The organism is Mycobacterium sp. NGS51 (assembly GCF_059812525.1).
Map to the genome: position 1 here is coordinate 1 of NZ_JCALCV010000032.1, position 24,443 is coordinate 24,443.

The 24,443-nt window shown below is 64.7% G+C and carries 26 protein-coding genes and 1 pseudogene; 15 read left to right on the plus strand and 12 right to left on the minus strand.

Annotated features, from left to right (window positions below):
* Positions 1-55 precede the first annotated feature (55 nt).
* From AC5Y5W_RS24460 to AC5Y5W_RS24470, 3 genes are all read right to left on the minus strand, one after another.
* On the minus strand, positions 56-754 hold the full coding sequence (locus AC5Y5W_RS24460; RefSeq protein ID WP_500013881.1) for a DUF2510 domain-containing protein: 699 nt from the start codon (positions 752-754) through the stop codon (positions 56-58).
* 181 nt (positions 755-935) lie between these two features.
* Positions 936-1,793, minus strand: coding sequence for a protein phosphatase 2C domain-containing protein (locus AC5Y5W_RS24465; RefSeq protein WP_500013883.1), 858 nt, complete (start codon positions 1,791-1,793; stop codon positions 936-938).
* 250 nt (positions 1,794-2,043) lie between these two features.
* Positions 2,044-2,709 carry a vWA domain-containing protein gene (locus AC5Y5W_RS24470; RefSeq protein WP_499884567.1) on the minus strand — a complete coding sequence of 222 codons (666 nt, stop codon included), beginning with the start codon at positions 2,707-2,709 and terminating at the stop codon, positions 2,044-2,046.
* Positions 2,710-3,253: 544 nt separating this feature from the next.
* Between AC5Y5W_RS24470 and AC5Y5W_RS24475 the strand changes: the two are divergent.
* Both AC5Y5W_RS24475 and AC5Y5W_RS24480 read left to right on the plus strand, forming a co-directional pair.
* Positions 3,254-3,361: pseudogene (locus AC5Y5W_RS24475) on the plus strand (DUF2510 domain-containing protein); the annotation flags it as partial.
* Positions 3,362-3,499: 138 nt separating this feature from the next.
* Entirely contained in the window at positions 3,500-4,033 is a 534-nt protein-coding gene (locus AC5Y5W_RS24480; protein ID WP_500013924.1) for a hypothetical protein, read from the plus strand.
* 27 nt (positions 4,034-4,060) lie between these two features.
* Here the strand turns inward: AC5Y5W_RS24480 and AC5Y5W_RS24485 are convergent, their stop codons facing one another.
* From AC5Y5W_RS24485 to AC5Y5W_RS24495, 3 genes are all read right to left on the minus strand, one after another.
* Positions 4,061-4,300 (minus strand): hypothetical protein, encoded by a 240-nt coding sequence (locus AC5Y5W_RS24485; RefSeq protein WP_500013887.1) that lies wholly within the window; start codon positions 4,298-4,300, stop codon positions 4,061-4,063.
* Positions 4,301-4,573: 273 nt separating this feature from the next.
* On the minus strand, positions 4,574-4,972 hold the full coding sequence (locus tag AC5Y5W_RS24490) for a hypothetical protein (protein ID WP_500013889.1): 399 nt from the start codon (positions 4,970-4,972) through the stop codon (positions 4,574-4,576).
* 261 nt (positions 4,973-5,233) lie between these two features.
* Entirely contained in the window at positions 5,234-7,096 is a 1,863-nt protein-coding gene (locus tag AC5Y5W_RS24495; RefSeq protein WP_500013890.1) for an arabinofuranosyltransferase AftB family protein, read from the minus strand.
* Positions 7,097-7,564: 468 nt separating this feature from the next.
* Here AC5Y5W_RS24495 and AC5Y5W_RS24500 point away from each other — a divergent pair, with 468 nt between their 5' ends.
* The gene (locus tag AC5Y5W_RS24500; RefSeq protein ID WP_500013892.1) at positions 7,565-8,689 is read left to right on the plus strand and encodes a BTAD domain-containing putative transcriptional regulator; all 1,125 of its coding nucleotides are present in this window, start codon (positions 7,565-7,567) and stop codon (positions 8,687-8,689) included.
* Between the two features lie 58 nt (positions 8,690-8,747).
* On the opposite strand, the gene AC5Y5W_RS24505 is transcribed toward AC5Y5W_RS24500, so the two are convergent.
* Positions 8,748-10,571, minus strand: a complete 1,824-nt coding sequence (locus tag AC5Y5W_RS24505; RefSeq protein ID WP_500022649.1) for a S9 family peptidase — start codon at positions 10,569-10,571, stop codon at positions 8,748-8,750.
* A 190-nt stretch (positions 10,572-10,761) separates the two neighbouring features.
* On the opposite strand from AC5Y5W_RS24505, the gene AC5Y5W_RS24510 reads away from it, so the two are divergent.
* A complete protein-coding gene (locus AC5Y5W_RS24510; protein WP_500013896.1) occupies positions 10,762-12,156 on the plus strand; it encodes a glycosyltransferase 87 family protein in 1,395 nt (464 codons plus the stop codon).
* Positions 12,157-12,229: 73 nt separating this feature from the next.
* Here the strand turns inward: AC5Y5W_RS24510 and AC5Y5W_RS24515 are convergent, their stop codons facing one another.
* Together AC5Y5W_RS24515 and AC5Y5W_RS24520 are read right to left on the minus strand one after the other, a co-directional pair.
* Positions 12,230-14,254: an ATP-dependent DNA helicase gene (locus AC5Y5W_RS24515; RefSeq protein ID WP_500013920.1), complete on the minus strand. Its 2,025-nt coding sequence runs from the start codon at positions 14,252-14,254 to the stop codon at positions 12,230-12,232.
* Complete coding sequence (locus tag AC5Y5W_RS24520) at positions 14,254-15,633, minus strand: nicotinate phosphoribosyltransferase (RefSeq protein WP_500013897.1); 1,380 nt, start codon at positions 15,631-15,633, stop codon at positions 14,254-14,256. Before AC5Y5W_RS24520 ends, AC5Y5W_RS24515 begins: the two co-directional genes overlap by 1 nt.
* On the opposite strand from AC5Y5W_RS24520, the gene clpS reads away from it, so the two are divergent.
* From clpS to rdgB, 11 genes are all read left to right on the plus strand, one after another.
* Positions 15,632-15,934 carry an ATP-dependent Clp protease adapter ClpS gene (gene clpS / locus AC5Y5W_RS24525; protein ID WP_500013899.1) on the plus strand — a complete coding sequence of 101 codons (303 nt, stop codon included), beginning with the start codon at positions 15,632-15,634 and terminating at the stop codon, positions 15,932-15,934. The genes AC5Y5W_RS24520 and clpS overlap by 2 nt on opposite strands.
* A gap of 9 nt (positions 15,935-15,943) precedes the next feature.
* Positions 15,944-16,516: an oxidative stress transcriptional regulator AosR gene (gene aosR, locus AC5Y5W_RS24530; RefSeq protein WP_500013901.1), complete on the plus strand. Its 573-nt coding sequence runs from the start codon at positions 15,944-15,946 to the stop codon at positions 16,514-16,516.
* A complete protein-coding gene (locus tag AC5Y5W_RS24535; RefSeq protein WP_500013903.1) occupies positions 16,513-17,541 on the plus strand; it encodes a P1 family peptidase in 1,029 nt (342 codons plus the stop codon). The genes aosR and AC5Y5W_RS24535 overlap by 4 nt, the downstream gene beginning before the upstream one ends.
* A gap of 19 nt (positions 17,542-17,560) precedes the next feature.
* Positions 17,561-17,986 (plus strand): M67 family metallopeptidase, encoded by a 426-nt coding sequence (locus AC5Y5W_RS24540; protein ID WP_500013905.1) that lies wholly within the window; start codon positions 17,561-17,563, stop codon positions 17,984-17,986.
* Positions 17,983-18,255 (plus strand): MoaD/ThiS family protein, encoded by a 273-nt coding sequence (locus AC5Y5W_RS24545; RefSeq protein WP_500013907.1) that lies wholly within the window; start codon positions 17,983-17,985, stop codon positions 18,253-18,255. Before AC5Y5W_RS24540 ends, AC5Y5W_RS24545 begins: the two co-directional genes overlap by 4 nt.
* Positions 18,256-19,218 carry a cysteine synthase gene (locus tag AC5Y5W_RS24550; protein WP_500013909.1) on the plus strand — a complete coding sequence of 321 codons (963 nt, stop codon included), beginning with the start codon at positions 18,256-18,258 and terminating at the stop codon, positions 19,216-19,218.
* Entirely contained in the window at positions 19,190-19,924 is a 735-nt protein-coding gene (locus tag AC5Y5W_RS24555) for a rhomboid family intramembrane serine protease (RefSeq protein ID WP_500013911.1), read from the plus strand. Before AC5Y5W_RS24550 ends, AC5Y5W_RS24555 begins: the two co-directional genes overlap by 29 nt.
* Complete coding sequence (gene murI, locus AC5Y5W_RS24560; protein ID WP_500013913.1) at positions 19,921-20,742, plus strand: glutamate racemase; 822 nt, start codon at positions 19,921-19,923, stop codon at positions 20,740-20,742. The genes AC5Y5W_RS24555 and murI overlap by 4 nt, the downstream gene beginning before the upstream one ends.
* A gap of 72 nt (positions 20,743-20,814) precedes the next feature.
* On the plus strand, positions 20,815-21,591 hold the full coding sequence (locus tag AC5Y5W_RS24565) for a cyclic nucleotide-degrading phosphodiesterase (RefSeq protein ID WP_499884662.1): 777 nt from the start codon (positions 20,815-20,817) through the stop codon (positions 21,589-21,591).
* 21 nt (positions 21,592-21,612) lie between these two features.
* Positions 21,613-22,392, plus strand: a complete 780-nt coding sequence (gene rph / locus AC5Y5W_RS24570; protein ID WP_499884547.1) for a ribonuclease PH — start codon at positions 21,613-21,615, stop codon at positions 22,390-22,392.
* Positions 22,389-22,991 carry an RdgB/HAM1 family non-canonical purine NTP pyrophosphatase gene (rdgB, locus tag AC5Y5W_RS24575; protein WP_500013922.1) on the plus strand — a complete coding sequence of 201 codons (603 nt, stop codon included), beginning with the start codon at positions 22,389-22,391 and terminating at the stop codon, positions 22,989-22,991. The genes rph and rdgB overlap by 4 nt, the downstream gene beginning before the upstream one ends.
* 5 nt (positions 22,992-22,996) lie before the next feature.
* Here rdgB and AC5Y5W_RS24580 read toward each other — a convergent pair whose 3' ends face one another.
* From AC5Y5W_RS24580 to AC5Y5W_RS24590, 3 genes are read right to left on the minus strand one after another with little or no spacing between them, the layout of a single operon-like run.
* Entirely contained in the window at positions 22,997-23,350 is a 354-nt protein-coding gene (locus AC5Y5W_RS24580) for a DUF3817 domain-containing protein (RefSeq protein WP_500013915.1), read from the minus strand.
* Positions 23,347-23,727 carry a hypothetical protein gene (locus AC5Y5W_RS24585; protein ID WP_500013917.1) on the minus strand — a complete coding sequence of 127 codons (381 nt, stop codon included), beginning with the start codon at positions 23,725-23,727 and terminating at the stop codon, positions 23,347-23,349. The genes AC5Y5W_RS24580 and AC5Y5W_RS24585 overlap by 4 nt, the downstream gene beginning before the upstream one ends.
* A 16-nt stretch (positions 23,728-23,743) precedes the next feature.
* Entirely contained in the window at positions 23,744-24,034 is a 291-nt protein-coding gene (locus tag AC5Y5W_RS24590) for a hypothetical protein (RefSeq protein ID WP_500013919.1), read from the minus strand.
* Positions 24,035-24,443: the final 409 nt, after the last annotated feature.

Sequence of the window (24,443 nt, forward strand, 5' to 3'; positions counted from 1 at the left end):
ACGCGCAATCACCGGCCGCGTCATCGCAAACCTCCCACGAGCGTTATCGACCCGGTCAGTACGAGTCAAAGTTCTGGGCTGCGACGGCCATTCCGTGGCCGGTCGCGTCGTTGATGAAGCGCGACCAGCCGCCGCTGGCCACGATCGTCCAGCCGTTGGCGTGATAGGTCTGGCCATTCGAGAGCTGCTGCATCGCCGAAGACGAGCCGATATCTGCCGGATTTCGATCGACAATGCCCACCGTGTTGACTGCTACCTCGGGTGCGGGATCGGTACACGTATAGGCGTTGGTAATGACCTCTCCCGGGATACACGTCTGGCATGTGACCTGATCCGCGGTGACTAGACAACCCGTCCCCGACAATGTCTTGAAGTACGCCGACGTGGGGACGGCCCTTGGCGGGAGCGCCAGTGGCGGATTTTGCGCTGAAGTGGGTGGGGGTTGCGCGGTTGGGACTAAAGACGCCGGCGCCGGTTGTGCGGTCGGGGTTTGCGACCGGTGGGACTGCTTCACGAGCATGTAGCCGGCGATGGCGAGCGTGCCGACCAAGGCCGCGATGGCCACCCAAAGCGCGGTGATCAGAGCTGCACCGCGCTGAGGCTGCGCAGTCGTTGGGAGCGCCTGAGCACGGGATTGATCGGCCGGTGGCAGTGTCTCAGGGATGTCGTTGTGCCATTGTTGGCCGTCCCAATACATCCGGCCCGGCTTGCCGCTGGGGTCCGGGTACCAGTCGGCGCCCCGTTGCTGAGGCATCAGCATCTTCTCCTCGGGGAAGAGGTCCAGCGGCGCAACTGGCGTGATCGCGCGGGCTGGCCGCTGGTATCGATTATTGAAGTCACGGCAACATTGACGGAATCGCCTTGGAGGATCCTTGGCGCGCCTTGGTCGAACATTGTCAGCACAGCCGACCCGTCACGTTCGATCACCTGCCGTGTCATTGCAGTCCTTCCACGGCACTGGGTTTCCGAGGCTGCACCACGGTCTCGGGACCTACCGGTATTCGCGGCCAAACTGCGACCAAGGTCCGGTCGTCGTCAAAGGTTTCCCGGCTGAAGTCCACCGCGTGGGCGAACTCGATCAGCGAAGGCGCCGACGCTTTCGTCAAGACTTCGCGGAACAAATCGCCCACCCCGCCCTGTCCGGTTCCCAGCGGATCACCGATTCCGTCGGTGCCGATCAACAGCACATCGCCGTTGCCCACATCGACCACTTGGGGCGTGACTTCGGTTGGCACGCGAGGCAATCCAACAACCGCGGATGAGGCGATCCCAGACTCTGCGGGCACCTTGCCTGCCAGGATCTCGACGAACTGGCCGGCTGAGAGCAGCCAGGCAGCCGAATCACCGGCACTCACCAGATAAGCGCGTAGGGTTCCGGGGCCGGTGGGTTCGACGATCCCACACACCAAAGTGGTTGCGAGTTCCTGCTCGGCGCGTACCGGGTTGGGGGCGTCAAGTCCCAGAAGGCTTTGCGCTCGCTCGTTGAGCGCCCACGCGGTGCTCTTGAGTAGAGCCAACCAGTCGGTGCCGACGATGTCGTCGCTCAACTGAGAATGCAGCCATTCGGCGGCTTGCTTGATGACGGTGCTCGCGCCGATATGCGACTGTAATGCGCCCGAAACACCGTCGGCCACAAGGACAACCACGCGTCCGTCAGGGAGAAGATGCGCCGCGAAGTCATCTTGGCGTGGCGCCCCGTTGTAGCGGTGCAGGTGTCCGCGCTGCGACACGCCGCGCACCGTCATGGCGTCGGTGGACCATCCATCGATCACCACATCGGGACGAAAAGGCAACGAGCAATAGTCCGTAGCAATTGCTGATGGTTCCACCGCCGGCGAGGGCGACCCGACTGTGATTTGCGCGATGACGGTGGCACCAGCGACTTCGGCAACCCTTGGAATGTTGGACTCCGCTGCGCTTGGTGCTATCGGCTCGGTGGGGGAAGCTGTTGGCTGCACTGCCGGCGGTGGGAGCGGCGCAGCAGAATCCTCGTCGCGGGGTCCCCCGTGCTTTCGGTTTCGCCACGCGATCATGAGTGTTCGCCTACACGACGTCGACGGCTAAGGTAAACCCTTCTGGTTTTTCGAATTGCAGTTCAGCCGAACCGGTTGCGATGGCCTGCCCCGAGCTGATGACCGACTGCGTGAGCGAGGTGAGGAACTCGGAGATCGCCGCGCCCGCATCGACTCCACGGGCGGCAACGAAGGCGAAGTGGGGCTTGGTCGCGACCTCACCTATGACGGCCGCGTCGGCATCCCCAATGCCAAAGGCAAGGATGTTGGGCGCCGCGGGTTGGGTTAGCAAGTTCGCTCGAACTGAGCGCCAATCCTCGTTTTCGTTCGGCAGCCCGTCAGTCAAGAAAAACACCGCCGGCCGATGCACGGTGTACCCCTGAGCTTTCAAGCTGGGAACGTCGACGCTGATGCGATAGGCGAGTTGGTCGAACGCCGCGGCATACGAGGTCAGGCTCTGCGCGGTCAGCACCGGCATCCCCTGGAGGACACGCAAGTCGGCGGGTTCAAGGTAGGTAAACGAGGTATCGGAAAAGCCGATGACCGATAACCGAACCTTGGCGGCGGCGAAGGACTCTCGTTGCAATGCGTCGTGCAACGAAGCTAGGCCATTGTTGAGTTCGTCGATATTGCGGCCCATCGAGCCGGACTCGTCGGCAACGAAGTAGACCAGAAGAATCGATCCTTTGGGCTCCACCACAGGACACCCCACTCTCTCCGAGTGGCTGGGCTGACCAGCACAACCGCCGTAACTCGGCGGTCAAAGTGTACTGCCGCGCTCGCCCACGGGGACCGTTTCTTTGGCATTAGCCAAAACATGAAGCCGGCTGGCGACCAGGTACCAAACTGCCCCATGCGGTGGGGTAACACTCGCGGTCCGCCGCGACCCCGCTCGGAGGCGCCGCACCACAGAATCGCTTTCTCCATCACCTCGAGCGGCGCCCGCCCGACTGGCGCTTGGGCACAGTCTCACCCAGTGGTGATCTGTGGCGCTGCGGGACCCTTGAAAGCGCCTTAAGGCAACGCCATAGCCATCGAAAATACGGCGCGTGACGTGAGTACCGACTATGGCTGAGACCCAATTGGAAGCGGCGGTTGCAACCGATTCAGCCCCGCCCGACCTACGTGCCCAGCCGGGTAAAGAAAGAAAAGAATAGTTGTCGGTAACCGTCGCGAATGGCTACTGCCCGCGCTAATCTCCCTTTCACAGGTGCAGTCCAGCCAACCGGGAGGATCTGCCCATGACGAGTCCCAACCAGCCCGGCTGGTACGACGATCCACAGAATGCGAATGCCCAACGCTATTGGGATGGTCAGAACTGGACACCGCACCGCCAACGAAAGCCCGCTGCTCAGCCGGCACAGCCGTCCGCCATGTCCGCACCACCGCCCCAGCCTCCGTCGCCGTCTGATATGCCACCCCCCTCTGGGACGCCGCTGCCCCCGCCACCGGGATATGCCGCCGCACAAGCGGAGCAAGGCGACGGCATGCCCAGCGAACCGCCTCCGCCAGTGTGGCCTCCTCCTGCCTCCTACCCACTAGGCGCAGGCACTCAATCGTCATCGGAAGGCCTCGCGGCCGCAAAGGGCTTCGCCGCGAAACCCTCGATCACGGCTTGGCTTTTGTTCGGGGGCTTCGTCGTCGCCGTCATCGCAACCTTTTTCCCGTTTGTCACAGTCAGCGCCCCCGTGGTGGGATCGGTCGAGGTTTCAGCCCGGAGCGACGCGCTGGGTCCGGTTTTCGTACTGGTAGCTGTGGCCGCGGGGTTCGCATATCCTGTGCTGTCGCAACCGCAGTTGCCTGTCTGGCGTCTCATCGGGCTAAGCGTGGTGGTCGGCCTGCTCGGCTTCCTGATGATCCGTTGGTTTACCGATGCATCTTCCAATTACGACGAGGGCGTGGTGAACGTCTCGCCGGGATTTGGGTTGCTGTTGTATGGCGCGGCCGTCATTGCCATGGTCGTAGCCGTCGTGCGGCTCTGGATGATCCGTCGACCACAGGCGCAGAGTCGGGGCTACTAAGGCCGGGCATCCCCCGCGTGCAAGTGGTTACGGATTTTGTCCCGGCGGGTCCACCTGATTAGGTGATGCGACGGTGCCGGGGTATCCGCATTTGAGTGCGATCGTGGCCGGGTCGTGTTTGGCCTGGGCTTCGGCGTGGAGGCAGTCGTTGCACGCCGCGGTGACGCTGCCATCAGGGGTTTCACAGGGCACGGCCTGGGCGGGCTGAGCTGGTGCGAATACGGCGGCAATGACGGCTACGGAGAGGGCTGTCAGAGCGACTTTCATGGGAAACCTCCTTGTGCCTAGCGGACGCACCGCAGTTGCGGCGGCTTAGTATCACTTAATGTTGGTGGCTGTAAGGTGTTTCGCCGCTATCGGACCACGACTTCCTTGTGCCTGTACGCATCAGACCCGCAGCCAACGATGCTCAACCCATGGGTTGAGTTTGATGAGGTCCATACCTGGCCATCGAAGTACCGCAGACAACTGGATCCTCTGAGTCGGGGTCTTTAAAGTCGAATCGTAAGGGTAACTGTGCTTTTCGGGTCTGAACGAGGTCTAAGCCGGCGTGAACGAGAAGGTGGTGTCTGACCGCATGGTATCGACACCCGTGAGGCTGCTCGTCGGCTCGAAAGTCACATTCCACGTGTTGTCCCCGCACGAGCCGGAAGTGACATGGGCGTGAACCAGTCGCTTCGTCGCCGAGATCTTCTGAGTTTCAGTCCAGTTGGCGGTGCATGCTCCTGGAATGTTGATAGTTCCGATGATTGGGTCAGCGCTGGTGAGATGCACTGTTGCCGGACCCCCGGCCCCGCCGGAATGCCAGCTCCCGTTCCAGTTTGCGGCAAAATTTGCAGGCGGATCTGCGATTGCGGCTGGCGCGAGCGCAACGCCGGTTGCAGATGCCGCCGCCACTGCGGCAGCACCTGTTTGCGCGATACGGGCTTGGAACTTCATGGTTGTACCTTCCTATCTGGGCCCCGTTGGTATGGGGTGCGCCGTGATGGCATGAAGTTGTCTCTAGTGCCGGCCTTTAGGCCGACATGTGAAGATTGCCGCCCACGCCTTGGAGAGTTCTCAATGGACCCTGAGCAGCTCTCGGCGAGCGGCCCGGGTTTGCGTGACAGCAGTGATGCGCCGAGCAGTGATGTGCCCGACTTGTAAGCCGACAAAATCGCCACACCTGCAACCTCTTCTCTTTTTGACTGTTGCCCACAGCTATTGGTGGCAGAACTGGCGTTCGGCGATGAATGGGTCGGCCGGGATCCGCAGGCTCGTGCGGGACAGCGAACCGGTCAGGTTGTGCCAGAAGCGGCCCGGGCTCATTGGTTGGTTCACCGAGTCCATGAGTTCTTTGAGGCTGGTGCAGGACAGGGCGTGCCGTGCCGCAAGCGCTTGCGCTTTCGTCACTTCTTTCGTGTCTTTCATGTTGCTGATCGCGGCGGGGTCGGCGTACTCGCCCAACACCCACGCAGGCGGCAGCCACTTCTCGTGTCCCGGCCTACCGCGCTGTTGTAGCAGCAGGTGGCCGGCCGCTGGGGAAGCCAGTCCGTTCGGGTCGATCACGGTGCCGTCTAGCGGCATCACCGCCGCCGCGACACCCATGTTGTGGTACACAACGCCAATTCTGTCTGGCACTGACAGTGACATCGGGATGGTCCACGGTGCACTGTGTAGGCTCCCGATGCGCATCACCAGCGTGCGGTCACCGCGGCTGATCAGGCTGACGAGCATGGGCAACTCGTTGAAATTCCTGAAGCGCGAATCGGTTGTAGTGAGGTCTAGGCTGCCGGCGTAGTGGACCGTCTCGTAAGCGCGCTCGTTCGCGATGTCGCCCGGGCCGTAGTGCTGCCCCTGGTAGGGCGGATGCAGGCCCAGCCCGGCGACCAGGGCCCACACCGTGACCAGCGGGGCGCCAACCAGATTGGCGCGTCCGGCCGGCAGCATCATCACCGGCAACAGCAGCGTGAATATGACCGGAATCCACATACGCGCATGCATGTAATCGCCGCCGACCTTAACTACGTACAAGCCCAGCAGTAGCCCGGTCAGCACGGGCGCGGCGAACAGGACGGTAGGGCGCCGGTCGATTGCGGTCCGGTTGCGCAGCAATCCGACGCTGACAAACGCGATTAGCAGCAGCGGAATCCAAAGTCGGTAGGGGTTGAAGAAGTCGGTGAGGTATCCGATCCCGCGTCCCCACAGAGTGTCACCGGCTTCTTTGGCCAGGGCCGGCATCGGAACCATGATGCCGTAATAACCCATGCGGAAGACCTGATACCCCGCCGGCAGCAGCGCGCCAATCCCGGCGTAGGCAAGTCCGCGTCGCCAGCCCGGCCGCACGATCAACAGCAGCGCGATCGCGAATACGCCGGTGGCCAACGCGAAGTCCGGCCGTACGAGCGGACCGACGCCGACTGTGATCGCAACCGTGGTAAGCCGCGCGCGGCTTGCCTTTTCGGTGACCGACACCAGCAGCCACCACACCAGGCCGAGCCAAAAGAGGGAAAGGCCGGTTTCCAGTCCGGATGTTGCGAACTCCCAAAACCCAAGGATACCGAGGGGTATCAGGGCGCCCACCGGTAGTAGCACGCCGGTCGCGCCACACTGCCGGTGCAAGATAACACTGCCGCGCACTGCCAGCGCCATGCCGGCGACCGCGAGTACCAAGCCGAGCATGACCGCGTCGACCGCGATGTCACCGCGGGCGAGGAACGCGAGCGCGGCCAACAGCCATGTCCACAACGGGCTGGTGTCAACCTCGTCGCGCTGGAACGGGTTGAAGTTGGGGCCGGCGCCGGCCAGAATCTGCCGTACCTCGCGGACCACGATCATGCCGTCGTCGCTAATCCAGCGGTGCTCGAAGGCGAACACGCTGAAGAGCACGACGGCCAGGGCACCGACGGCCAGGGTGATAAACGATGTGGCACGGTCGGACATCCGGAACCGGCTGCCGGCATCCGGGCTGGGCGCACGGGAGACGGCCGAGGGTGTTACCTCAGGCGGCAGCAGGTCGCGCCCGGCCGGTGGCGGAGTTGTCGTCTGCGAGGCGTCTGCCGGTGGGCCGACGATTGTGCTCATGATCCGCGGATTTGAGGGCAGGACAAGTCGAAAGTGAGATTTCTACTGTCTTCACAGTCGTGCGTCCACTGCGCAGCGGTCAGCTTGGTCGTGCTCGGACACAGCGTTGTGTCACGTCCTGCTAGAGCGGCCATGGGTGACCTCCTTGAACAGGGCGGACGCGCACCGCAACCGGTAGCGCCAAATATCACATACTTCTGATCGTTGCAACTCGTTTGGGAAAAGAGTTAACAGTAATGTTTGTGCGCAAAGATTGCCGCCGACACCTTGGAGGATTCTCAATGGATTGTTGGCGTGCCGGCTCCATGAGACGGTGAGCCGACGATTCGGTGCAGTGCCTGCCCGCCTGATCATTGCGTCCCACCAGGGCGCTTCAATCGCCTAAATCGGCGATCGTGGTCGCCGATTGGTCCGGCAGCGTCACAATAAGAGGCGACGCCGCCGACGACCAGGAGGGCTGGAAAGGCGATGGTCGAAACTCGTCTCGAGTTTGGTCTTCTCGGACCGTTGTCGATGACCGTGGCGGGTACGCCGGTGGCATTGGGCACGCCCAAGCAGCGGGCGGTGTTGGCCATGCTGCTGATCAACCGTAATCGTGCGGTCAGCACGGCATCGCTGATCAACGGCGCCTGGGATCAGTCGCCCGCACCGGCGGCACGCGCAAGCATCCACTCCTACGTCTCCAACCTGCGCGGACTGCTGGGCAGCGCCGAGGTGGACCCCCATGCGGTATTGGCCAGCGCACCCCCTGGCTATCGACTGTATGTCGCTGACGGCGACTGCGATCTGGACCGATTCATTGCCGAGAAGACTGCGGGCATTCACGCTGCCGCAGCGGGACAATTCGAGCACGCCAGTAGTCATATGGCGGCCGCGCTGGCCGAATGGCGCGGGCCGGTACTTGATGACTTACGCGACTTCACCTTTGTCGAGCCGTTCGCGACCGCGCTGATGGAGGACAATGTGTGGGTTCACATCGCCCGCGCTGAAGCCGAAATCGGCTGCGGCCGGGCCCATGCCGTTATCGGTGACCTCGAAGAACTCGCTGCCGAGCATCCGTACCGTGAACCGTTGTGGGCGCAGTTGATCACTGCGTACTACGTGGATGAACGCCAGTCCGACGCACTGGAGGCCTATCGGCGGCTCAAAACGACGCTGGCTGAGGATCTGGGCATTGACCCGGGCCCGACCGTCGAGGTCCTGCACACGCGAATTCTGCGCCAAGAGCGTCTGGATACCAAGCATGCTGGCAAAACCACTGCGGCCCGCGCCCTTGCCACCGCGCACCCCGCTCTTATTCGCCGGTCTGTTGTTGCCGGTTTGCGCGATGCATCCGGGCGGCGCTACCCGCTACAAGCGCCAGCGACGCGGATAGGACGCCTGGCAGAGAATGACATCGTTCTCGCCGATGCCGAAGTCAGTCGGCGTCATGCCGTAATCATCGATACCGGAAGCAGTTTCATGATCATCGATTTGAAATCGGCCAACGGCGTGTTGGTGCAGGACCGGCGACTGGATCCCAATGCCACCCTCGCCGACGGCGACCATATCCGGATCTGCGGCCACGAGTTCACTTTCGAGCTCCAACCATAACGAGAGCGTCGCTGCGCCGATCCTGAGTCGTGCGTCTCAAATTGCGCAGTAGTTCAGTTCACTCGGACCTGCCGCCTAGGTGTTTGGCGAGGAACCGGTCGGCCCGATGATAGAAGTCGAGGCGGTTCTCGGGCTTAACCAACCCGTGCCCCTCGTTCTCGTACATCACATACTCGTGATCAATCCCGCGCTCTGTCATGGCCGCGACGATCTGTTCAGACTCCGCCCGTTTCACGCGTGGATCGTTCTCGCCCTGGGCGATGAGGATGGGAATTCGGATGTCGTCGACTTTCGACAGCGGCGAACGAGACCACAGAAAGTCCTTGTCCTCGCCGACTCGCTTGTGCCACATCGCGATCATCGGCTTCCAGTACTCGGGAAACGACCCGATGAGTGTGTTCAGGTTGGACGGGCCGACCATAGATATCGCGCACTTGAAGACGTCAGGGGTGAATGTTGCACCGATCAGCGCGGCATACCCGCCGTAGGATCCGCCATAGATGGCGAGGCGTTCACGGTCGACAAGGCCCTGCGCTGCAAGGTGATTGACGGCGTCCAGCAGATCGTCGTGCATTTTGGCGCCCCACTCGCGGTTACCCGCGTTCAGGAAGTTCTTGCCATAGCCGCTGGACCCGCGGTAATTCACGTGCACGCACAGGTAGCCGCGGTTCGCGAGCCACTGCGCCTCGGGGTCCAGTCCCCAGCCGTCTCGGGCCCACGGGCCGCCGTGCACGACGAGGACAGCCGGCAGGTTGCTGCGCTCGACGCCGGACGGGAAGGAGAGGTAGCCGTGGATCGTCAGCCCGTCGCGCGCGGCGAAGGTGAAAGGCTCCATCGGCACCAGCGGGTAGTCGTTGAGTTGCGGGCGGTGATCGAACAGGAACGTCGCGGTCTGGGTGTCGCGGTCCCAGCTGTAGAACTTCACGGGTCCGGCGTCGTTGTCGAAGGCGACCAGCCACGTCGTGTCGTCATCGTTTCGGGCGCTGATCACCAAATCGCCCGCGCTGAGCCGCTGCAGCGCTTCGATGTCAGCGCGGACCGCGTCGTCGAAGACCTTGTACTCCAGGCGATCGCCGTACACCGTCACCGCCTCGATCTCGCGCGTGTCGGGGTGCCGCATCACCCCTGCAATGTCGTAGGCGGGGTCCTCAGCGATTACCTGGATGGCACCGGTCGCGATGTCCATCTTCACCAGTCGTCCAGTGTTCGAGTCGACGGATGTCTGGATAAACATGCCCAGATGGTCCTTCGTGAAGCCTACGGGCCCTGTCGATTCCGCATCCTCCGGCGGCGCCTGCAGTAACGGCCGCCAGTCGGAGGTCTCGTCGTCGCGCACCGAAATAACCGCGCCGCCATCGGCCGTCATCGCCACCGCGCCACGGACCTTCAGGTCGTGGTTGATCACCCAGCCAAGAAAGCCCGGGTTCTCAACGATCTTCTCCAGCTGTCCAGTTGTCAGGTCCAGGTGGTACACATCGTGCAGCTGTGGATTGTCCTTGTTCAAGCCGATGAGCACCTCGTTCGGAAAGTCCTTGCTGTGAGCGATGACTCGGCATTGCACACCGTCGAGCGGCGTGAGGTCGCGTTCGACAGCGGTTTCCAGGTCGACGTCGTAGAGGCGGAAGTTCTCGCTTCCGTCGTTGTCGCGCACATACATGATGTGGCGGTTGTCGTGGGCCCAAAAGTAGCCCTGGATGCCGCGGGCGGTGTCGTGGGTCACCGGACGCTCGTCGCCCGTTCCGGCCTCGGCGACGAACACGTTGAGCACGCCGTCAAGTGGTGCAAGATAGGACAACCGCCTGCCGTCCGGCGAGATCTGTGCGGCCATCCGTTCTGGGTGGCCCAAAAGTACTTCGAGCGGGATGAGCTTCACATCGGCCATGCGCGGCCTTCCTGTCTGGAAGGAGAGTAAACCTCCGCGTGTGGTGACGGCGCCCGATTTGTCGATGAGGGGTGGAGCCGCCTGGCTACTGTGCGCCGAGCACGGGTCATCGCCGTTTGCTTACATTCCCGTTCTGCGTTGGTATATAACCATCAGAACCAGCGCGATGCGGCCCGGAGAGGCTCGGTCGATGTGCGAAGTTGACGCGGTCGCCCAGCCAGCAGATCGCCATGCTCACCCCGCACGTCGACGGCTCGGTTTCCGGTGGTCGACTCTGGCGATCCTCCTCGTCGCGGCGACCGCTTCCGTGGTCTTGCTGATCACACTCGTGACGTTGTGGCAGCCCAACATCGGTCTGCTAGTGGGATGGGCGGATTACTACGTGTACCGCGACGGCGGTTACCACGTTCTCAAAGACCTGCCGCTCTACGGCAAGACGCTCGGCGGCGGCCCGCTCCTGTATATCTACCCGCCGTTCTCCGCCCTTGTTTTCGTGCCCTTGGTCTGGCTGCCGTATGAGGCAGACAGGTACATCTGGTCGGCGTTCAATGTTGCGCTGCTGATTGCGTGCGTGATGGTGTGCTTTCGGATATTGGGCTACCGACTCACGCCTTACCTCGCCGGCATCTCAGCGCTGCTCGCGCTTGCCTGCGCGTTTCTGGAACCGGTTCGCACCACGCTGTTTTTCGGACAGATCAACCTGCTGATGATGCTGCTGGTGCTGTGGGACGCCTCCCGCGACGAGCGCAGCCGACTCAAAGGGATCGGCGTCGGCATCGCGGCGGGCATCAAGCTCACGCCCGCGTACTTCGTGTTGTATTACCTGCTGGTGCGCCAGTGGCGGGCCGCAGCGGTCGCCGTCGTCACGCTCGCCGCCACAATCGGGCTGGGGTGGCTGATCCTTCCCGACGATTCGTGGCAGTACTGGCGCGGGTATTTCGTTGACCCCGGCTACGTTCGCGGGTTTCTCTTCAAGGGCGCTGCCAACCAGACGGTCCGCGGAGCGATCGCCCGCCTATCGGGAGCGGTGCCGCCGACGTGGTTGTGGCTGGCCGCCGATGCGTGTGTGGTGGCGATCAGCATGTGGATCGCCGTGCGCTTGTACCGCCGAGGCGAACCCCTGCTCGCGCTCGCCGTTGCAGGGTTGAGCTCCACCGTGGTGTCGCCGTTTTCTTGGAGCCATCACTGGGTGTGGCTTGTACCGGTGATCGTCTATCTCGTACATCGGGCGCTGAGCAATGCACGGTGGTGGGCCGCGGTAGGGGCAATGTGGGCGGTGATGGGTTCATGGGCGTATTCATTTCCCCATGACCGCGTGCCGCGCATCGGCCTGTTGTACATGTCGCCCACGGTGCAGTGGCGGCCCCTACTAGAGAACCTCAACCTGATCGTCTACGCCGTCCTGCTGATCGTCGCGGGTCTCATCGCGAGCCGTCTAAAGCCCGCCGGTCGCCGGGGCCAGTCGCCGGGAGAAGAAACCGCGACCAAGCAACCGACAACGACGGCGGTGGCAGTGGGCTCATCGGACGGCGGGGTACCCGTGGCGACGGCGCCGCACCCGCAGTCCGAGCAAGGTGGGACATGATTCGCCGCCTCCCGATCAGATGATGTCCTCGACATGCAGAGTGCGCATGACTGCACTTCGTTCCGTCGCGCACCTACTCTGCTGCGTCAGTTTGCTCGTCGTCTCCAGAATCCCGCTCCTGCGCGCTACGCAACCTCGTCAGCGCCTCACGAACTTTCGCGCCGTCGGTCGTCGGCCAGAACGGCGGTAACGACGCGCGCAGGTAACCGCCGTAGCGGGCGGTGGCCATCCGCGAGTCGAGCACCGCAACCACGCCGCGATCGTCGACACCCCGCAGCAGCCTCCCGGCGCCCTGCGCCAGCAACAACGCGGCATGGCTGGCTGCCACGGCCATAAAGCCGTTACCGCCATGCGCGGCCACCGCGCGCTGGCGGGCTGAGAGCAGCGGATCGTCGGGCCGCGGGAACGGAATCCGGTCGATGATCACCAACGATAGCGACGGTCCGGGCACGTCGACGCCTTGCCACAGCGACAGCGTGCCGAACAGCGACGTCTCGGGGTCGTCGGCGAACTGCTCGACCAGTGCGGCGGTGCTGTCGTCGCCTTGACACAGCACTGGTGTCGAAAGTCGTTGGGCCATGGCCTCGGCGGCCGCTCGTGCCGCGCGCATCGAGGAGAACAATCCGAGCGTCCGCCCGCCGGCGGCGGTGACGAGTTCGGCGATTTCACTCAGCTGTTCAGCGGAACCCGTGCCGTCGCGGCCCGGCGGCGGCAATTGCGCGGCAACGTAGAGGATCCCGGCTTTGGCGTGCTGAAATGGTGAACCGACATCGAGACCGCGCCAGCGGGGCTGGTCGTCGCCGCCGGTCAGCCCCCAGGCCGATGCCATCGCGTCGAAGCTGCCGCCAATAGCCAGCGTGGCCGACGTGAGGACGGTGGTAGAGCGCTCAAACAGCCTCCCGCGCAACAACTCTGCCACCGAAAGGGGCGCCACCCGCAAGATCGCCCGCACACTACCCCGGTTGTCTTCGTGGTCCAGCCACATCACGTCGGTGCGGTCAGGGATCGCCGGGATGAACGAGGCCAGCATGCGCGCCGCGGTATCGCTGATGTCGGTCAGTGCGGTTACGGCTTCCGCGCGCGCCGAGGCAGCTTTTGGGTCGCTCGGCGCCGTGTCGATCGCCGATCGGGCTTTGGCCGACGCATCCCGCAGCACTGTCAGATAGCTGGCCATCTCATCGTCGAGTCGATCCATTCGTCCCGGTGATGCTTCGTGGATCGCCGCCGAAAGCGTCGCTGTCGCGGCCTCCAGGCGTTCGGAGAGTTCCGGATCGATCAGGCGGGCGGCGCGCCGGTGGGCGACGCCCAGCGCGGTCGCCGACAGTTCGGCCGTCGCGACCGATGTCACTCGGTCGACCAGGTCGTGGGCTTCGTCGACGACGAGCAGGTCATGCTCGGGCAGCACCGCGGCTTCAGAGATGGCATCGATGGCCAGCAGTGCATGGTTGGTGACGACAATGTCGGCGGTCCCGGCGCGGCTTCTCGCCTTCTCCGAAAAGCAGTCGGTACCGAACGGGCAGCGTGCAACGCCGATGCATTCTCGCGCCGAAACGCTGACCTGACTCCAGGATCGGTCGGGCACGCCCGGGCGAAGCTCGTCGCGGTCACCGGTGTCGGTGTTCGATGACCACTCGACCAGGCGTTGCACGTCGCGACCTAGCGCGCTGGTAGCCATCGGCTGGAACAGCTCTTCCTGCGGCCGGTCGTCGGGTTCGGTGAGCGAGCCATTGTGAACCTTGTTGAGGCACAGATAGTTTCCACGCCCTTTGAGTAGCGCGAACTCGGGTCGTCGGGGCAGGGCTTCGGTCAGCGAATCGGCCAGCCGTGGCAGGTCGCGGTCGACGAGTTGACGTTGCAGCGCAATCGTGGCGGTTGAGACCACGACTGTTCTGTCGTCGGTGATTGCGCGAAGGATTGCAGGCACCAGGTACGCCAACGACTTTCCGGTGCCGGTGCCGGCCTGTACGGCAAGGTGCTCGCCGGTTTCGAAAGCATGCGCGACGGCGGCGGCCATCTGCACCTGGCCGTTGCGCTCACTGCCGCCCAGCGCTGCCACCGCGGTGGCCAGCAGGTCGGGCACGGACAGCTCGGACGTGATTACTCCTGGTCGGTTTGGTGATGCGGGGCTGAGATCTGGGTCGTGGGAATCGCGGGGTCGCCGTGCGACAACATCAGACCCTCCCACGGCAAGCTTCTCAAGCCGGCGGCCACCAGCGTGCGCGCCACGCCCAGGTTGACCTCGACCACCGACTCGCCATCGCGGACCAGCGGAATCGTCAACGGGCGGCAGGTATCGGCGGTTTTCGGGGGACGACCCGCCGGATAGACGACCTCCTCGGTGATCGTCCCGCTCTGGCGGGACAGTCGCACCGCCTCCTTGCGGCCGCCCTGGGACTCTTTGCGGCTGCTGCGCTTCTGCACCGGGATCCCGTCGACTTCGACCAGTTTGTAGATCATGTTCGCCGTGGGGGCACCCGACCCGGTGACCAGCGAAGTGCCGACCCCGTAGCTGTCCACTGGCTCGGCGCGCAATGCGGCGATCGCGAACTCGTCGAGGTCGCCGGATACCACGATGCGGGTTCGTGTCGCGCCCAGCCGATCGAGCTGCTCGCGGACCTGGCGGGCCAGTACCCCCAGCTCACCGGAGTCGATGCGCACCGCACCGAGTTCGGCTCCGGCGGCGGTTACCGCGTTGGCCACCCCGGTCGTGACGTCGTAGGTGTCGACTAGCAGCGTGGTGTCGACGCCCAGCGCGTCGACCTGGGCGCGGAATGCGCCCGTCTCGTCGGGGCCGTCGGGACCGGTGTGCAGCAGGGTGAAGGCGTGCGCGGCGGTGCCCTCGGCCGGTACGCCGTATCGGTGTTGGGCTTGGAGGTTGGAGGATGCGGCGAAGCCGGCGAGGTAGGCGGCACGCGCTGCGGCGACGGCGGCCTGCTCATGGGTGCGCCGAGACCCCATCTCGATCAGCGGCCGGTCCTGCGCGGCGCTGACCATGCGCGCAGCGGCCGAGGCGATCGCGGTGTCGTGGTTGAAGATCGACAACGCCAGTGTTTCCAACACGATGCATTCGGCGAAACTGCCATGTATTGAAAGCACCGGCGACCCGGGGAAATACAGCTCGCCCTCGGCATACCCGTCGACGTCACCGCGGAACTGATAGTCGCCGAGATAGCGCAAGGTCTCGGCGTCGAGGAACTCCGCCAGTGACGCGAGTGCGGCATCGTCGAACCTGAACCGCGGCAACGCTTCCAGGAATCGGCCGGTGCCGGCGACCACCCCATACCGCCGTCCTGCCGGCAGCCGTCGCGCGAACAGCTCGAAAGTAGTCCGGCGGTGAGCCGTCCCATCGCGCAATGCTGCCGCCAGCATCGTCAACTCGTATTTATCGGTCAGCAGCCCAGCGGAGGCCGAGTCGTCCACACTGCAACGGTATCGGCTGACGTGGCCAGCGCGATTGCTCGGTATCCTGGAAGTCATGGTTGCGTCAGCGCCGGCCAAGCCGGGAACCAGCGGGCAACGCCAGGCCGATGCGGTCGAGGTCGCGGCCAGTCCGTGGGTCACCATCGTGTGGGACGACCCGGTCAACTTGATGAACTACGTGACGTATGTCTTCCAGAAGTTGTTCGGGTACAGCGAGCCGCATGCCACGAAACTGATGTTGCAGGTGCACAACGAAGGCAAAGCTGTGGTGTCGTCGGGCAGCCGGGAGTCCATGGAGGTCGACGTGTCCAAGCTGCATGCCGCCGGACTGTGGGCCACCATGCAGCAGGACCGGTGAGATCGAGGCGTGCGCAAGTGGAAGCGGGTCGACACCGCCGATGGCCCTCGTTTTCGATCCGCTCTGGCGCTGCACGAGGCGACATTGCTCAAGAATCTGGTCAGCTCGATGATGGGTCTGCTCGAAGATCGGGAATCCTCTTCTCCGGCAGATGAACTCGAGCAGATTACCGGTATGCGAACTGGTAGCGCCGAACCCCCGGACAATGCGACACTGCGCCGGCTATTACCGGACTTCTCCGAGCCCGACGATGACGCGCCTGATTCCGCGGATAGCCTCAACGCCGCGCTACGCAGTTTGCACGAGCCGGAAATCATCGATGCCAAACGGGTTGCGGCACAAGAGCTATTGGATACGTTGCCCGAGGGTGGTGGCCGCCTCGAGCTGACCGAGGACGCTGCCAATGCCTGGATCGCAGCTGTCAACGATCTTCGCCTCGCTTTGGGCACCATGCTCGACATCCGCCCCGACGGCCCGGATCGGCTGCCCGACGACCATCCGCTGGCTCCACACCTCGACGTCTATCAGTGGTTGACCGTCCTGCAGGAATACCTGGTGCTGGCGCTGATGGGGACTCGATGAACTCGATTACCGACGTCGCCGGCATCCGGGTGGGCCACTATCACCGATTGGACCCCGATGCGACTCTCGGCGCCGGCTGGGCTAGCGGCGTCACCGTGGTCGTCACGCCGCCCGGCGCCGTCGGTGCCGTCGACGCCCGCGGGGGCGCTCCGGGCAGCCGCGAAACTGACCTGCTCGACCCGGCCAACAGCGTGCGCTACGTCGACGCGGTGCTGCTCGCCGGCGGCAGTGCCTACGGGCTGGCTGCCGCCGACGGTGTGATGCGCTGGCTGGAGGACCGCGGTCGCGGTGTGGCGATGGACGGCGGTGTGGTGCCCATCGTGCCGGGTGCGGTCATCTTCGATCTGGAGGTCGGCGGCTGGGGCTGTCGGCCGAGCGCGGAGTTTGGCTTCGCCGCCTGCGAAGCGGCGGACGCTGAAAGCGGTGCCCTAGCGGTGGGAACTGTGGGTGCCGGGGTAGGCGCTCGCGCCGGTGTGCTCAAAGGCGGGGTCGGGACGGCGTCGACGATCCTGGAAGGCGGGGTGACGGTCGGCGCGGTGGTCGCGGTGAATTCCGCCGGCGACGTCGTCGACAAGGCCACCGGGCTGCCGTGGATGGCGAAACTGACCGACGAGTTCGGGTTGACGGCGCCCCCGGCCGAGCAGATCGCGGCGTTGGCGCAACGGGAAAGCCCGGTGAGCCCGTTGAACACCACGATTGCGGTGGTCGCTACCGACGCCGCGCTGACCTCGGCCGGCTGCCAGCGGGTGGCCACCGCCGCCCACGACGGCCTTGCTCACACCATCCGCCCTGCGCACACGCCACTGGACGGCGATATGGTGTTCGCGCTGGCTACTGGCGCCGTCGAGGTGGTACCACCGGCCGACACGCCGGCCGCGTTCTCGCCCGAGACCGCGCTGGTGACCGCTGTCGGCGCGGCGGCGGCCGATTGCCTGGCTCGCGCAGTGCTGGTCGGCGTGCTGGCCGCCGAGTCGGTGGCTGGAATACCGGCCTACCGGGACCTGTTGCCCGGAGCATTCAAGTAAGGAAGAGAGAACCGCTAACGTGCTGGTGATTCGTGCTGATCTGGTGGACGCGATGGTCGCCCACGCGCGCGCCGATCACCCCGACGAAGCCTGCGGCGTGCTGGCCGGCCCGGAGGGCTCGGATCGCCCGGAGCGCCACATCCCGATGGTCAACGCCGAACGCTCGCCGACGTTCTACCGGTTCGATTCAGCCGAGCAACTCAAGGTGTGGCGTGCGATGGATGCGGCCGACGAGGTGCCGGTGGTCATTTATCACTCGCACACCGCGACGGAGGCTTATCCCAGCCGCACCGACACAAACCTGGCCGCCGAGCGCGACGCGCATTACGTGCTGGTGTCCACCCGTGACCCCGACCGGCACGAGTTGCGCAGTTATCGCATCGTCGACGGCGTCGTCACCGAAGAGCCCGTCACCATCGTCGAGCATTACGAGGAGCATCAATGAGCGTCACCGTGTCCATTCCGACCATCCTGCGCCCCCACACTGGGGGGCAGAAGCGCGTCGAAGCCAGCGGCGACACACTGCAGGCGGTGATCAGCGACCTGGAGGCCAACTACTCGGGCATCACCGAGCGGCTGGTCGATAACGGCAAACTGCACCGCTTCGTCAACATCTATGTCAACGACGAGGACGTGCGGTTCTCCGGTGGGCTGGACACCACGATCGCTGACGGCGACTCGGTCACCATCCTGCCGGCCGTCGCCGGGGGCTAAATGGCGCGCTACGACTCCTTGCTGCAGGCGCTGGGCAACACGCCGTTGGTGGGCCTGCCGCGGCTGTCACCGCGTTGGGATGACGAGCCGCGTGTCCGGCTGTGGGCCAAGCTCGAGGACCGCAACCCGACCGGGTCGATCAAGGACCGGCCGGCGCTGCGGATGATCGAGCAGGCCGAGGCCGACGGCCTGCTGGCGCCCGGCGCGACGATCCTGGAACCCACCAGTGGCAACACCGGTATCTCGCTGGCGATGGCAGCGCGGCTGAAGGGCTACCAGCTGATCTGCGTGATGCCGGAGAACACCTCGATCGAGCGACGCCAGTTGCTCGAGCTCTACGGTGCGCAGATCATCTTCTCGCCGGCCGAGGGCGGTTCCAACACCGCCGTGGCTACCGCCAAGGAGCTGGCTGCGGCCAACCCGTCGTGGGTGATGCTCTATCAGTACGGCAACCCGGCCAACACCGACTCGCACTACTACGGCACCGGCCCCGAACTGCTGGCCGATCTGCCGGAGATCACCCATTTCGTCGCCGGACTGGGCACCACCGGCACGCTGATGGGCACCGGCCGGTTCCTGCGTGAGCAGGTGCCCGATGTGCGGATCGTTGCCGCCGAACCCCGCTACGGCGAAGGCGTGTACGCGCTGCGCAACATCGACGAGGGCTTCGTACCGGAACTGTATGACCCTGCGGTGCTGACGACCCGCTACTCGGTGGGCGCCGCCGACGCGGTGCGCAGGACCCGAGAGCTCATCGATGTCGAAGGCATCTTCGCCGGTATTTCCACCGGCGCGGTGCTGCATGCCGCGCTCGGTATCGCTGCCAAGGCGGTCAAATCGGGCGAGCGCGCCGACATCGCGTTCGTCGTCGCCGACGCTGGCTGGAAGTACCTCTCCACTGGGGCCTACGCCGGTAGCTTGGACGAAGCCGAGGATGCGTTGGAAGGGCAGCTATGGGCTTGACCGCCGGCGACGATGCAGAGCGAAGCGATGGGGAGGAGCGGCGCACGTGACCGGGCGACCCGGACAACCGGTTCCCGCGCCCTCCCAGCCAAGGAAACGTTCGACACTGTTGGTCGGCGGGGCCACGATCCTCAGCTTCGTGGCGCTGCTCTACGTCGTCGAGCTTTTCGATCAGCTCGGCGGACATCAGCTGGACCGCAACGGTATTCGGCCGCTGGAGACCGATGGGCTGTGGGGCATCATCTTCGCTCCGCTGCTGCACGCCAATTGGGCGCATCTGATCGCCAACACCGGCCCGGCGTTGGTACTCGGCTTTTTGGTGACGCTGGCCGGGTTGTCGCGGTTCGTCTGGGCGACGGCGATCGTGTGGATCGTCGGCGGTTTCGGCACCTGGCTGATCGGCAACGTCGGCTCGCCGTGCGGCGAGACCGACCACATCGGCGCGTCGGGCCTCATCTTCGGTTGGCTGACCTTTTTGCTGGTGTTCGGCTTCTTCATCCGCTCGGGCTGGCAGATCGTCATCGGCATCGTGGTGCTCTTCACCTATGGCGGGGTGCTGTGGGGGGCTGTCCCGGTGCTCAACGTCTGCGGGGGAGTGTCCTGGCAGGGGCATCTGTGTGGCGGGATCGCCGGAGTGCTGGCCGCCTATATGTTGTCCAGCCCGGAGCGTAAGGCCCGCGAGCGTCGCCGGGCGGTGCCGACGTGAGCCGCGCACTGGCGCCCGTCGGCGTTTTCGATTCCGGGGTCGGGGGACTCACGGTGGCGCGAGCGATCATCGACCAGTTGCCCGACGAGGACATCGTCTACGTCGGCGACACCGGCAATGGACCGTATGGTCCGCTGACCATCTCCGAGATCCGCGCCCACGCCTTGGCCATCGGCGACAACCTGGTCGAGCGTGGGGTCAAGGCGCTGGTGATCGCTTGCAACTCCGCGTCCTCGGCGTGCCTGCGCGACGCCCGCGAACGCTACGACGTTCCGGTCGTCGAAGTGATCCTGCCTGCGGTGCGGCGCGCCGTCGCCGCGACCCGCAATGGCCGCATCGGCGTCATCGGCACGCAGGCCACCATCGCCTCGCACGCCTACCAAGATGCGTTTGCTGCCGCCCGCGACACCGAAATCACCGCGGTGGCCTGCCCGCGGTTCGTCGACTTCGTCGAACGCGGCATCACCAGCGGTCGTCAAGTCCTTGGCTTGGCGGAGGGTTACCTGGAGCCCCTGCAGCGCGCCGACGTCGACACCCTGGTGCTGGGATGCACGCACTACCCGTTGCTGTCCGGGTTGATCCAGCTGGCGATGGGCGAGAACGTCACGCTGGTCTCCAGCGCTGAGGAGACCGCCAAGGAGTTGGTGCGGGTTCTCACCGAGCGGGATCTGCTGCGCCCGCATGATGCAGCGCCGGCCACCCGAGGGTTCGAAGCCACCGGCGACCCCGAGGCATTCACCCGCCTGGCGGGGCGGTTCTTGGGACCCGCCGTCACCGGTGTTCAGCCGGTCCACCGTCAGGTCGGTGTATCGAAATGATCGCGGTCTGCAGTAAAGCGGAGATGTCTTGGCCAACGAGGTGTCGGGCATGGCACAGTAGGGACCGTGCGAATGACCGTCCTCGGCTGCTCAGGCAGCGTGGTGGGTCCCGATTCGCCGGCATCGGGGTATCTGTTGCGGGCGCCGGACACTCCACCGCTGGTCATCGACTTCGGCGGGGGGGTACTGGGAGCGCTGCAGCATCAAACCGATCCCAGTGCGGTCCAAGTGCTGTTGTCGCATCTGCATGCCGACCATTGCCTGGACTTGCCTGGACTGTTCGTCTGGCGTCGCTACCACCCGACGCCGCCGACTGGTAAGGCGCTGATGTACGGCCCCAGCGACACCTGGTCGCGACTAGGGGCGGCGTCGTCACCGTACGGCGGAGAGATCGACGACTTCTCCGACATCTTCGATATTCATCACTGGGTCGACGGTGAGCCGGTGACGGTAGGAGCATTGACGGTGCTGCCCCGACTGGTGGCTCACCCGACTGAGTCGTATGGCATGCGGTTCACGGACGCCGATGGCGTGTCGTTCGTCTACAGCGGCGACACCGGTTGCTGCGATGCGCTCGTTGAGTTGGCCCGCGATGCCGATGTCTTTCTCTGCGAGGCGTCTTGGACGCACTCGCCGCACCGGCCGGCCAATCTGCATCTGTCGGGTACCGAAGCGGGCCGGGTGGCCGCGGACGCGGGCGTGCGGGAGTTGCTGCTCACCCACATTCCGCCGTGGACCTCGCGCGAGGACGTGATCAGGGAAGCCAAGGCCGAGTTCGACGGGCCCGTGCATGCGGTGGTGTGCGGTGAGACGTTCGAGATCATGCACTCCCAAACCGACGTGAGCTGACCGCTGGTTAAGGTTGGCGGCGTGTCTAAACGAGAAGACGGCCGTCTCGACGACGAGCTACGCCCGGTAACGATCACCCGTGGCTTCACGTCACATCCTGCGGGTTCGGTGCTCGTTGAATTCGGTCAGACCAGGGTCATGTGCACCGCATCCGTCACCGAGGGAGTACCGCGCTGGCGCAAGGGATCTGGGCTGGGCTGGCTCACCGCAGAGTACGCGATGTTGCCCTCGGCCACCCACACTCGCAGCGACCGCGAATCGGTGAAGGGCCGCCTGAGCGGTCGCACGCAGGAGATCAGCCGGCTGGTCGGCCGGTCGTTGCGGGCGGCGATCGACCTGGCGGCGTTGGGGGAGAACACCATCGCCCTCGACTGCGATGTGCTGCAGGCCGACGGCGGAACCCGCACCGCCGCGATCACCGGCGCCTACGTGGCGCTGGCCGACGCGGTGACTTACCTGTCGGCGGCGGGCAAGCTCTCCGATCCGCGGCCGCTGTCGTGTGCGATCGCCGCGGTCAGCGTCGGCGTGGTCGACGGCCGGATTCGGGTCGATCTGCCGTACGAGGAGGATGCGCGCGCTGAAGTCGACATGAACGTCGTCGCCACCGATACCGGAACGCTGGTGGAAATCCAGGGGACCGGCGAGGGTGCGACGTTCCCACGCTCAACGCTGGACAAGATGCTCGACGCTGCGCTTGGCGCCTGCGACAAGCTGTTCGCCGCACAACGTGAGGCGTTGGCGTTGCCGTATCCGGGCGTGCTGCCCGAGGGACCTCCTCCGCAGAAGGCGTTCGGAACCTGAGTCAGTTGTTGGTCGCCAGTCGCAACCGCAAGAAGCTGGCCGAGCTGCGCCGAGTGCTGGACGCGGCCGAACTGTCGAGCGTGACGTTGGTGTCGCTCGACGATGTTGCGCCGTACGACGAAGCTCCGGAAACTGGTGCGACTTTCGAAGACAATGCGCTGGCCAAGGCGCGTGACGGGTTTGCGGCGACGGGATTACCTTGTGTTGCAGATGATTCCGGGCTTGAGGTGGCGGCACTGAACGGTATGCCCGGGGTGTTGTCGGCCCGGTGGTCAGGTGTACACGGTGAGGACCCCGCCAATACCGCGTTGCTGTTGGCGCAGTTGCGTGATGTGCCCGACGAGCGGCGGGGTGCGGCGTTTGTGTCGGCATGCGCATTGGTGTCCGGGTCCGACGAGGTCGTCGTGCGCGGCGAGTGGCCGGGCACCATCGCCCGCGAGCCGCGTGGCGAGGGCGGCTTTGGTTACGACCCGGTGTTCGTTCCGTGCGGCTCTGATCGGTCAGCGGCCGAGCTCACGCCGGCGGAGAAGGATGCGGTGTCGCATCGGGGCCGGGCGCTGGCACTGCTGCTACCCGCGCTGCGAGCCCTGGCGGAATAGCTAGGCTACAGCTCGAACTGTGCCTTGATGTTCTGGGTCTGGAAGTGCTCGACGATGATGCCCAGCAGCGGGATGGTGCCCGACAGCAGCACCCCGACCGTCTTGGCGATCGGCCAACGGACCTTGACTGCGAGGTTGGCGGTGAAGATCAGATACGTGAAGTACACCCAGCCGTGCACCACGCCGATCCAGGTCGGCGGATTGTCCACCTTGACGACGTAGCGCACCACGATCTCGTAACACAGCGCGATGAGCCAAACGCCGGTCGTCCACGCCATGATGCGATAGCCCAGCAGCGCGGTGCGGATCTTCGCTACCGGGAAAATCTGCTGCGCCTCGGGGGTTTCGGACGTGCTCATGCGGTGGTCCTTCGTTGTCTGTGCGTCTCGTTCTTCGCCAATTCGGCCAGGTAGGCGTTGTACTCCCGCAGCGCCGGGTCGTCGGGCCGCCGCGATTGGGGCTGGGGTCGCTCCGGCAACAGTCCGTCAGGTATCTCCGTCACGGCGTTGTCTTTCGACGGCTCGGGCGGGACCTCTTCGTAGCGGACGAACTTGCGGTAGGCGTAGACACAGAACCCGGCGAACAGCGGCCATTGCAAGGCGTAGCCGAGGTTCTGGAAAGTGCCCGACGTCGATTGAAACCTTGTCCACTGCCACCAGCCCAGAGCCAGGCAACCGCAGGCAGCGACGATGACGAGCGCGACGAGCGCCCATCTCCGACGGCGTGTAGTGGACACGCTTAGACGGTACCTCTCACGCCTTGGGCCCGACGAACTCGTCGAGGCGCGCTGTCGCTAATTTGCGGTAGATGGCGACCTGGTACTTGCTCGGTCGGGTCCATGGAATTCCGAGGTCGTCGAGTGCCGCGCAGAACAGATTCCGAATATCGTCGGATCGGTTGGAGAAGTGGTGGCGCACACTTCGGACGCCACGATCGTTGGCGACGACACGGCACCCGTCGCTATCGATTAGGCCGCGAACGAATTCCTCCGTGGCCTGCTTGACGAGTACTTCCTGCCATGGCTCCAGTTGGATCGACCTCAAGTGCTTCTTGCCGGGACCGTGCTGAGGAAACAAGCACGGCCAGTGATTGGAGCAGAGCGAGACCTCCGTGCAGCCATCGGAACGTCGCAATACCGCCGCATGTTGTCCTGCCATGAGTATGTCGATGGCGTTCCGACTGCGGTCGATGATTCCCGGGTACTTCGTGTCGAGAGTGATTCTGAGACGCCACGTGCGGGTATGACGTGAGATGCATCCGTCGCCGAGATAAAGACCGAGTAGATAGCTATATGTATCCGCAGGTAAGCCAGCGTAGTTATGCGTGCAGCGCGACCCGCGTCGAACCGCAGAGTGACCGCGACCTCGGCGCCAGTCTCGCACCGTGCATCGCGGAATGCCGGTCTGTCGCGCGATCGCGCAGTCATTGAGGCCAGCGGCGGTGAGACGCTGC

What these genes read in the sequence shown, in the direction of transcription:
- AC5Y5W_RS24460 (WP_500013881.1), bottom strand. Translation starts at nt 754, where the DNA reads ATGCCTCAGCAACGGGGCGCCGACTGGTACCCGGACCCCAGCGGCAAG.
- AC5Y5W_RS24580 (WP_500013915.1), bottom strand. Translation starts at nt 23,350, where the DNA reads ATGAGCACGTCCGAAACCCCCGAGGCGCAGCAGATTTTCCCGGTAGCG.
- AC5Y5W_RS24505 (WP_500022649.1), bottom strand. Translation starts at nt 10,571, where the DNA reads ATGGCCGATGTGAAGCTCATCCCGCTCGAAGTACTTTTGGGCCACCCA.
- AC5Y5W_RS24520 (WP_500013897.1), bottom strand. Translation starts at nt 15,633, where the DNA reads ATGACTTCCAGGATACCGAGCAATCGCGCTGGCCACGTCAGCCGATAC.
- AC5Y5W_RS24555 (WP_500013911.1), top strand. Translation starts at nt 19,190, where the DNA reads ATGCGTTGGAAGGGCAGCTATGGGCTTGACCGCCGGCGACGATGCAGA.
- clpS (WP_500013899.1), top strand. Translation starts at nt 15,632, where the DNA reads ATGGTTGCGTCAGCGCCGGCCAAGCCGGGAACCAGCGGGCAACGCCAG.
- AC5Y5W_RS24495 (WP_500013890.1), bottom strand. Translation starts at nt 7,096, where the DNA reads ATGAGCACAATCGTCGGCCCACCGGCAGACGCCTCGCAGACGACAACT.
- AC5Y5W_RS24510 (WP_500013896.1), top strand. Translation starts at nt 10,762, where the DNA reads ATGTGCGAAGTTGACGCGGTCGCCCAGCCAGCAGATCGCCATGCTCAC.
- AC5Y5W_RS24565 (WP_499884662.1), top strand. Translation starts at nt 20,815, where the DNA reads ATGACCGTCCTCGGCTGCTCAGGCAGCGTGGTGGGTCCCGATTCGCCG.
- AC5Y5W_RS24485 (WP_500013887.1), bottom strand. Translation starts at nt 4,300, where the DNA reads ATGAAAGTCGCTCTGACAGCCCTCTCCGTAGCCGTCATTGCCGCCGTA.
- AC5Y5W_RS24500 (WP_500013892.1), top strand. Translation starts at nt 7,565, where the DNA reads ATGGTCGAAACTCGTCTCGAGTTTGGTCTTCTCGGACCGTTGTCGATG.
- AC5Y5W_RS24535 (WP_500013903.1), top strand. Translation starts at nt 16,513, where the DNA reads ATGAACTCGATTACCGACGTCGCCGGCATCCGGGTGGGCCACTATCAC.
- AC5Y5W_RS24545 (WP_500013907.1), top strand. Translation starts at nt 17,983, where the DNA reads ATGAGCGTCACCGTGTCCATTCCGACCATCCTGCGCCCCCACACTGGG.
- AC5Y5W_RS24490 (WP_500013889.1), bottom strand. Translation starts at nt 4,972, where the DNA reads ATGAAGTTCCAAGCCCGTATCGCGCAAACAGGTGCTGCCGCAGTGGCG.
- AC5Y5W_RS24550 (WP_500013909.1), top strand. Translation starts at nt 18,256, where the DNA reads ATGGCGCGCTACGACTCCTTGCTGCAGGCGCTGGGCAACACGCCGTTG.
- AC5Y5W_RS24480 (WP_500013924.1), top strand. Translation starts at nt 3,500, where the DNA reads ATGCCCAGCGAACCGCCTCCGCCAGTGTGGCCTCCTCCTGCCTCCTAC.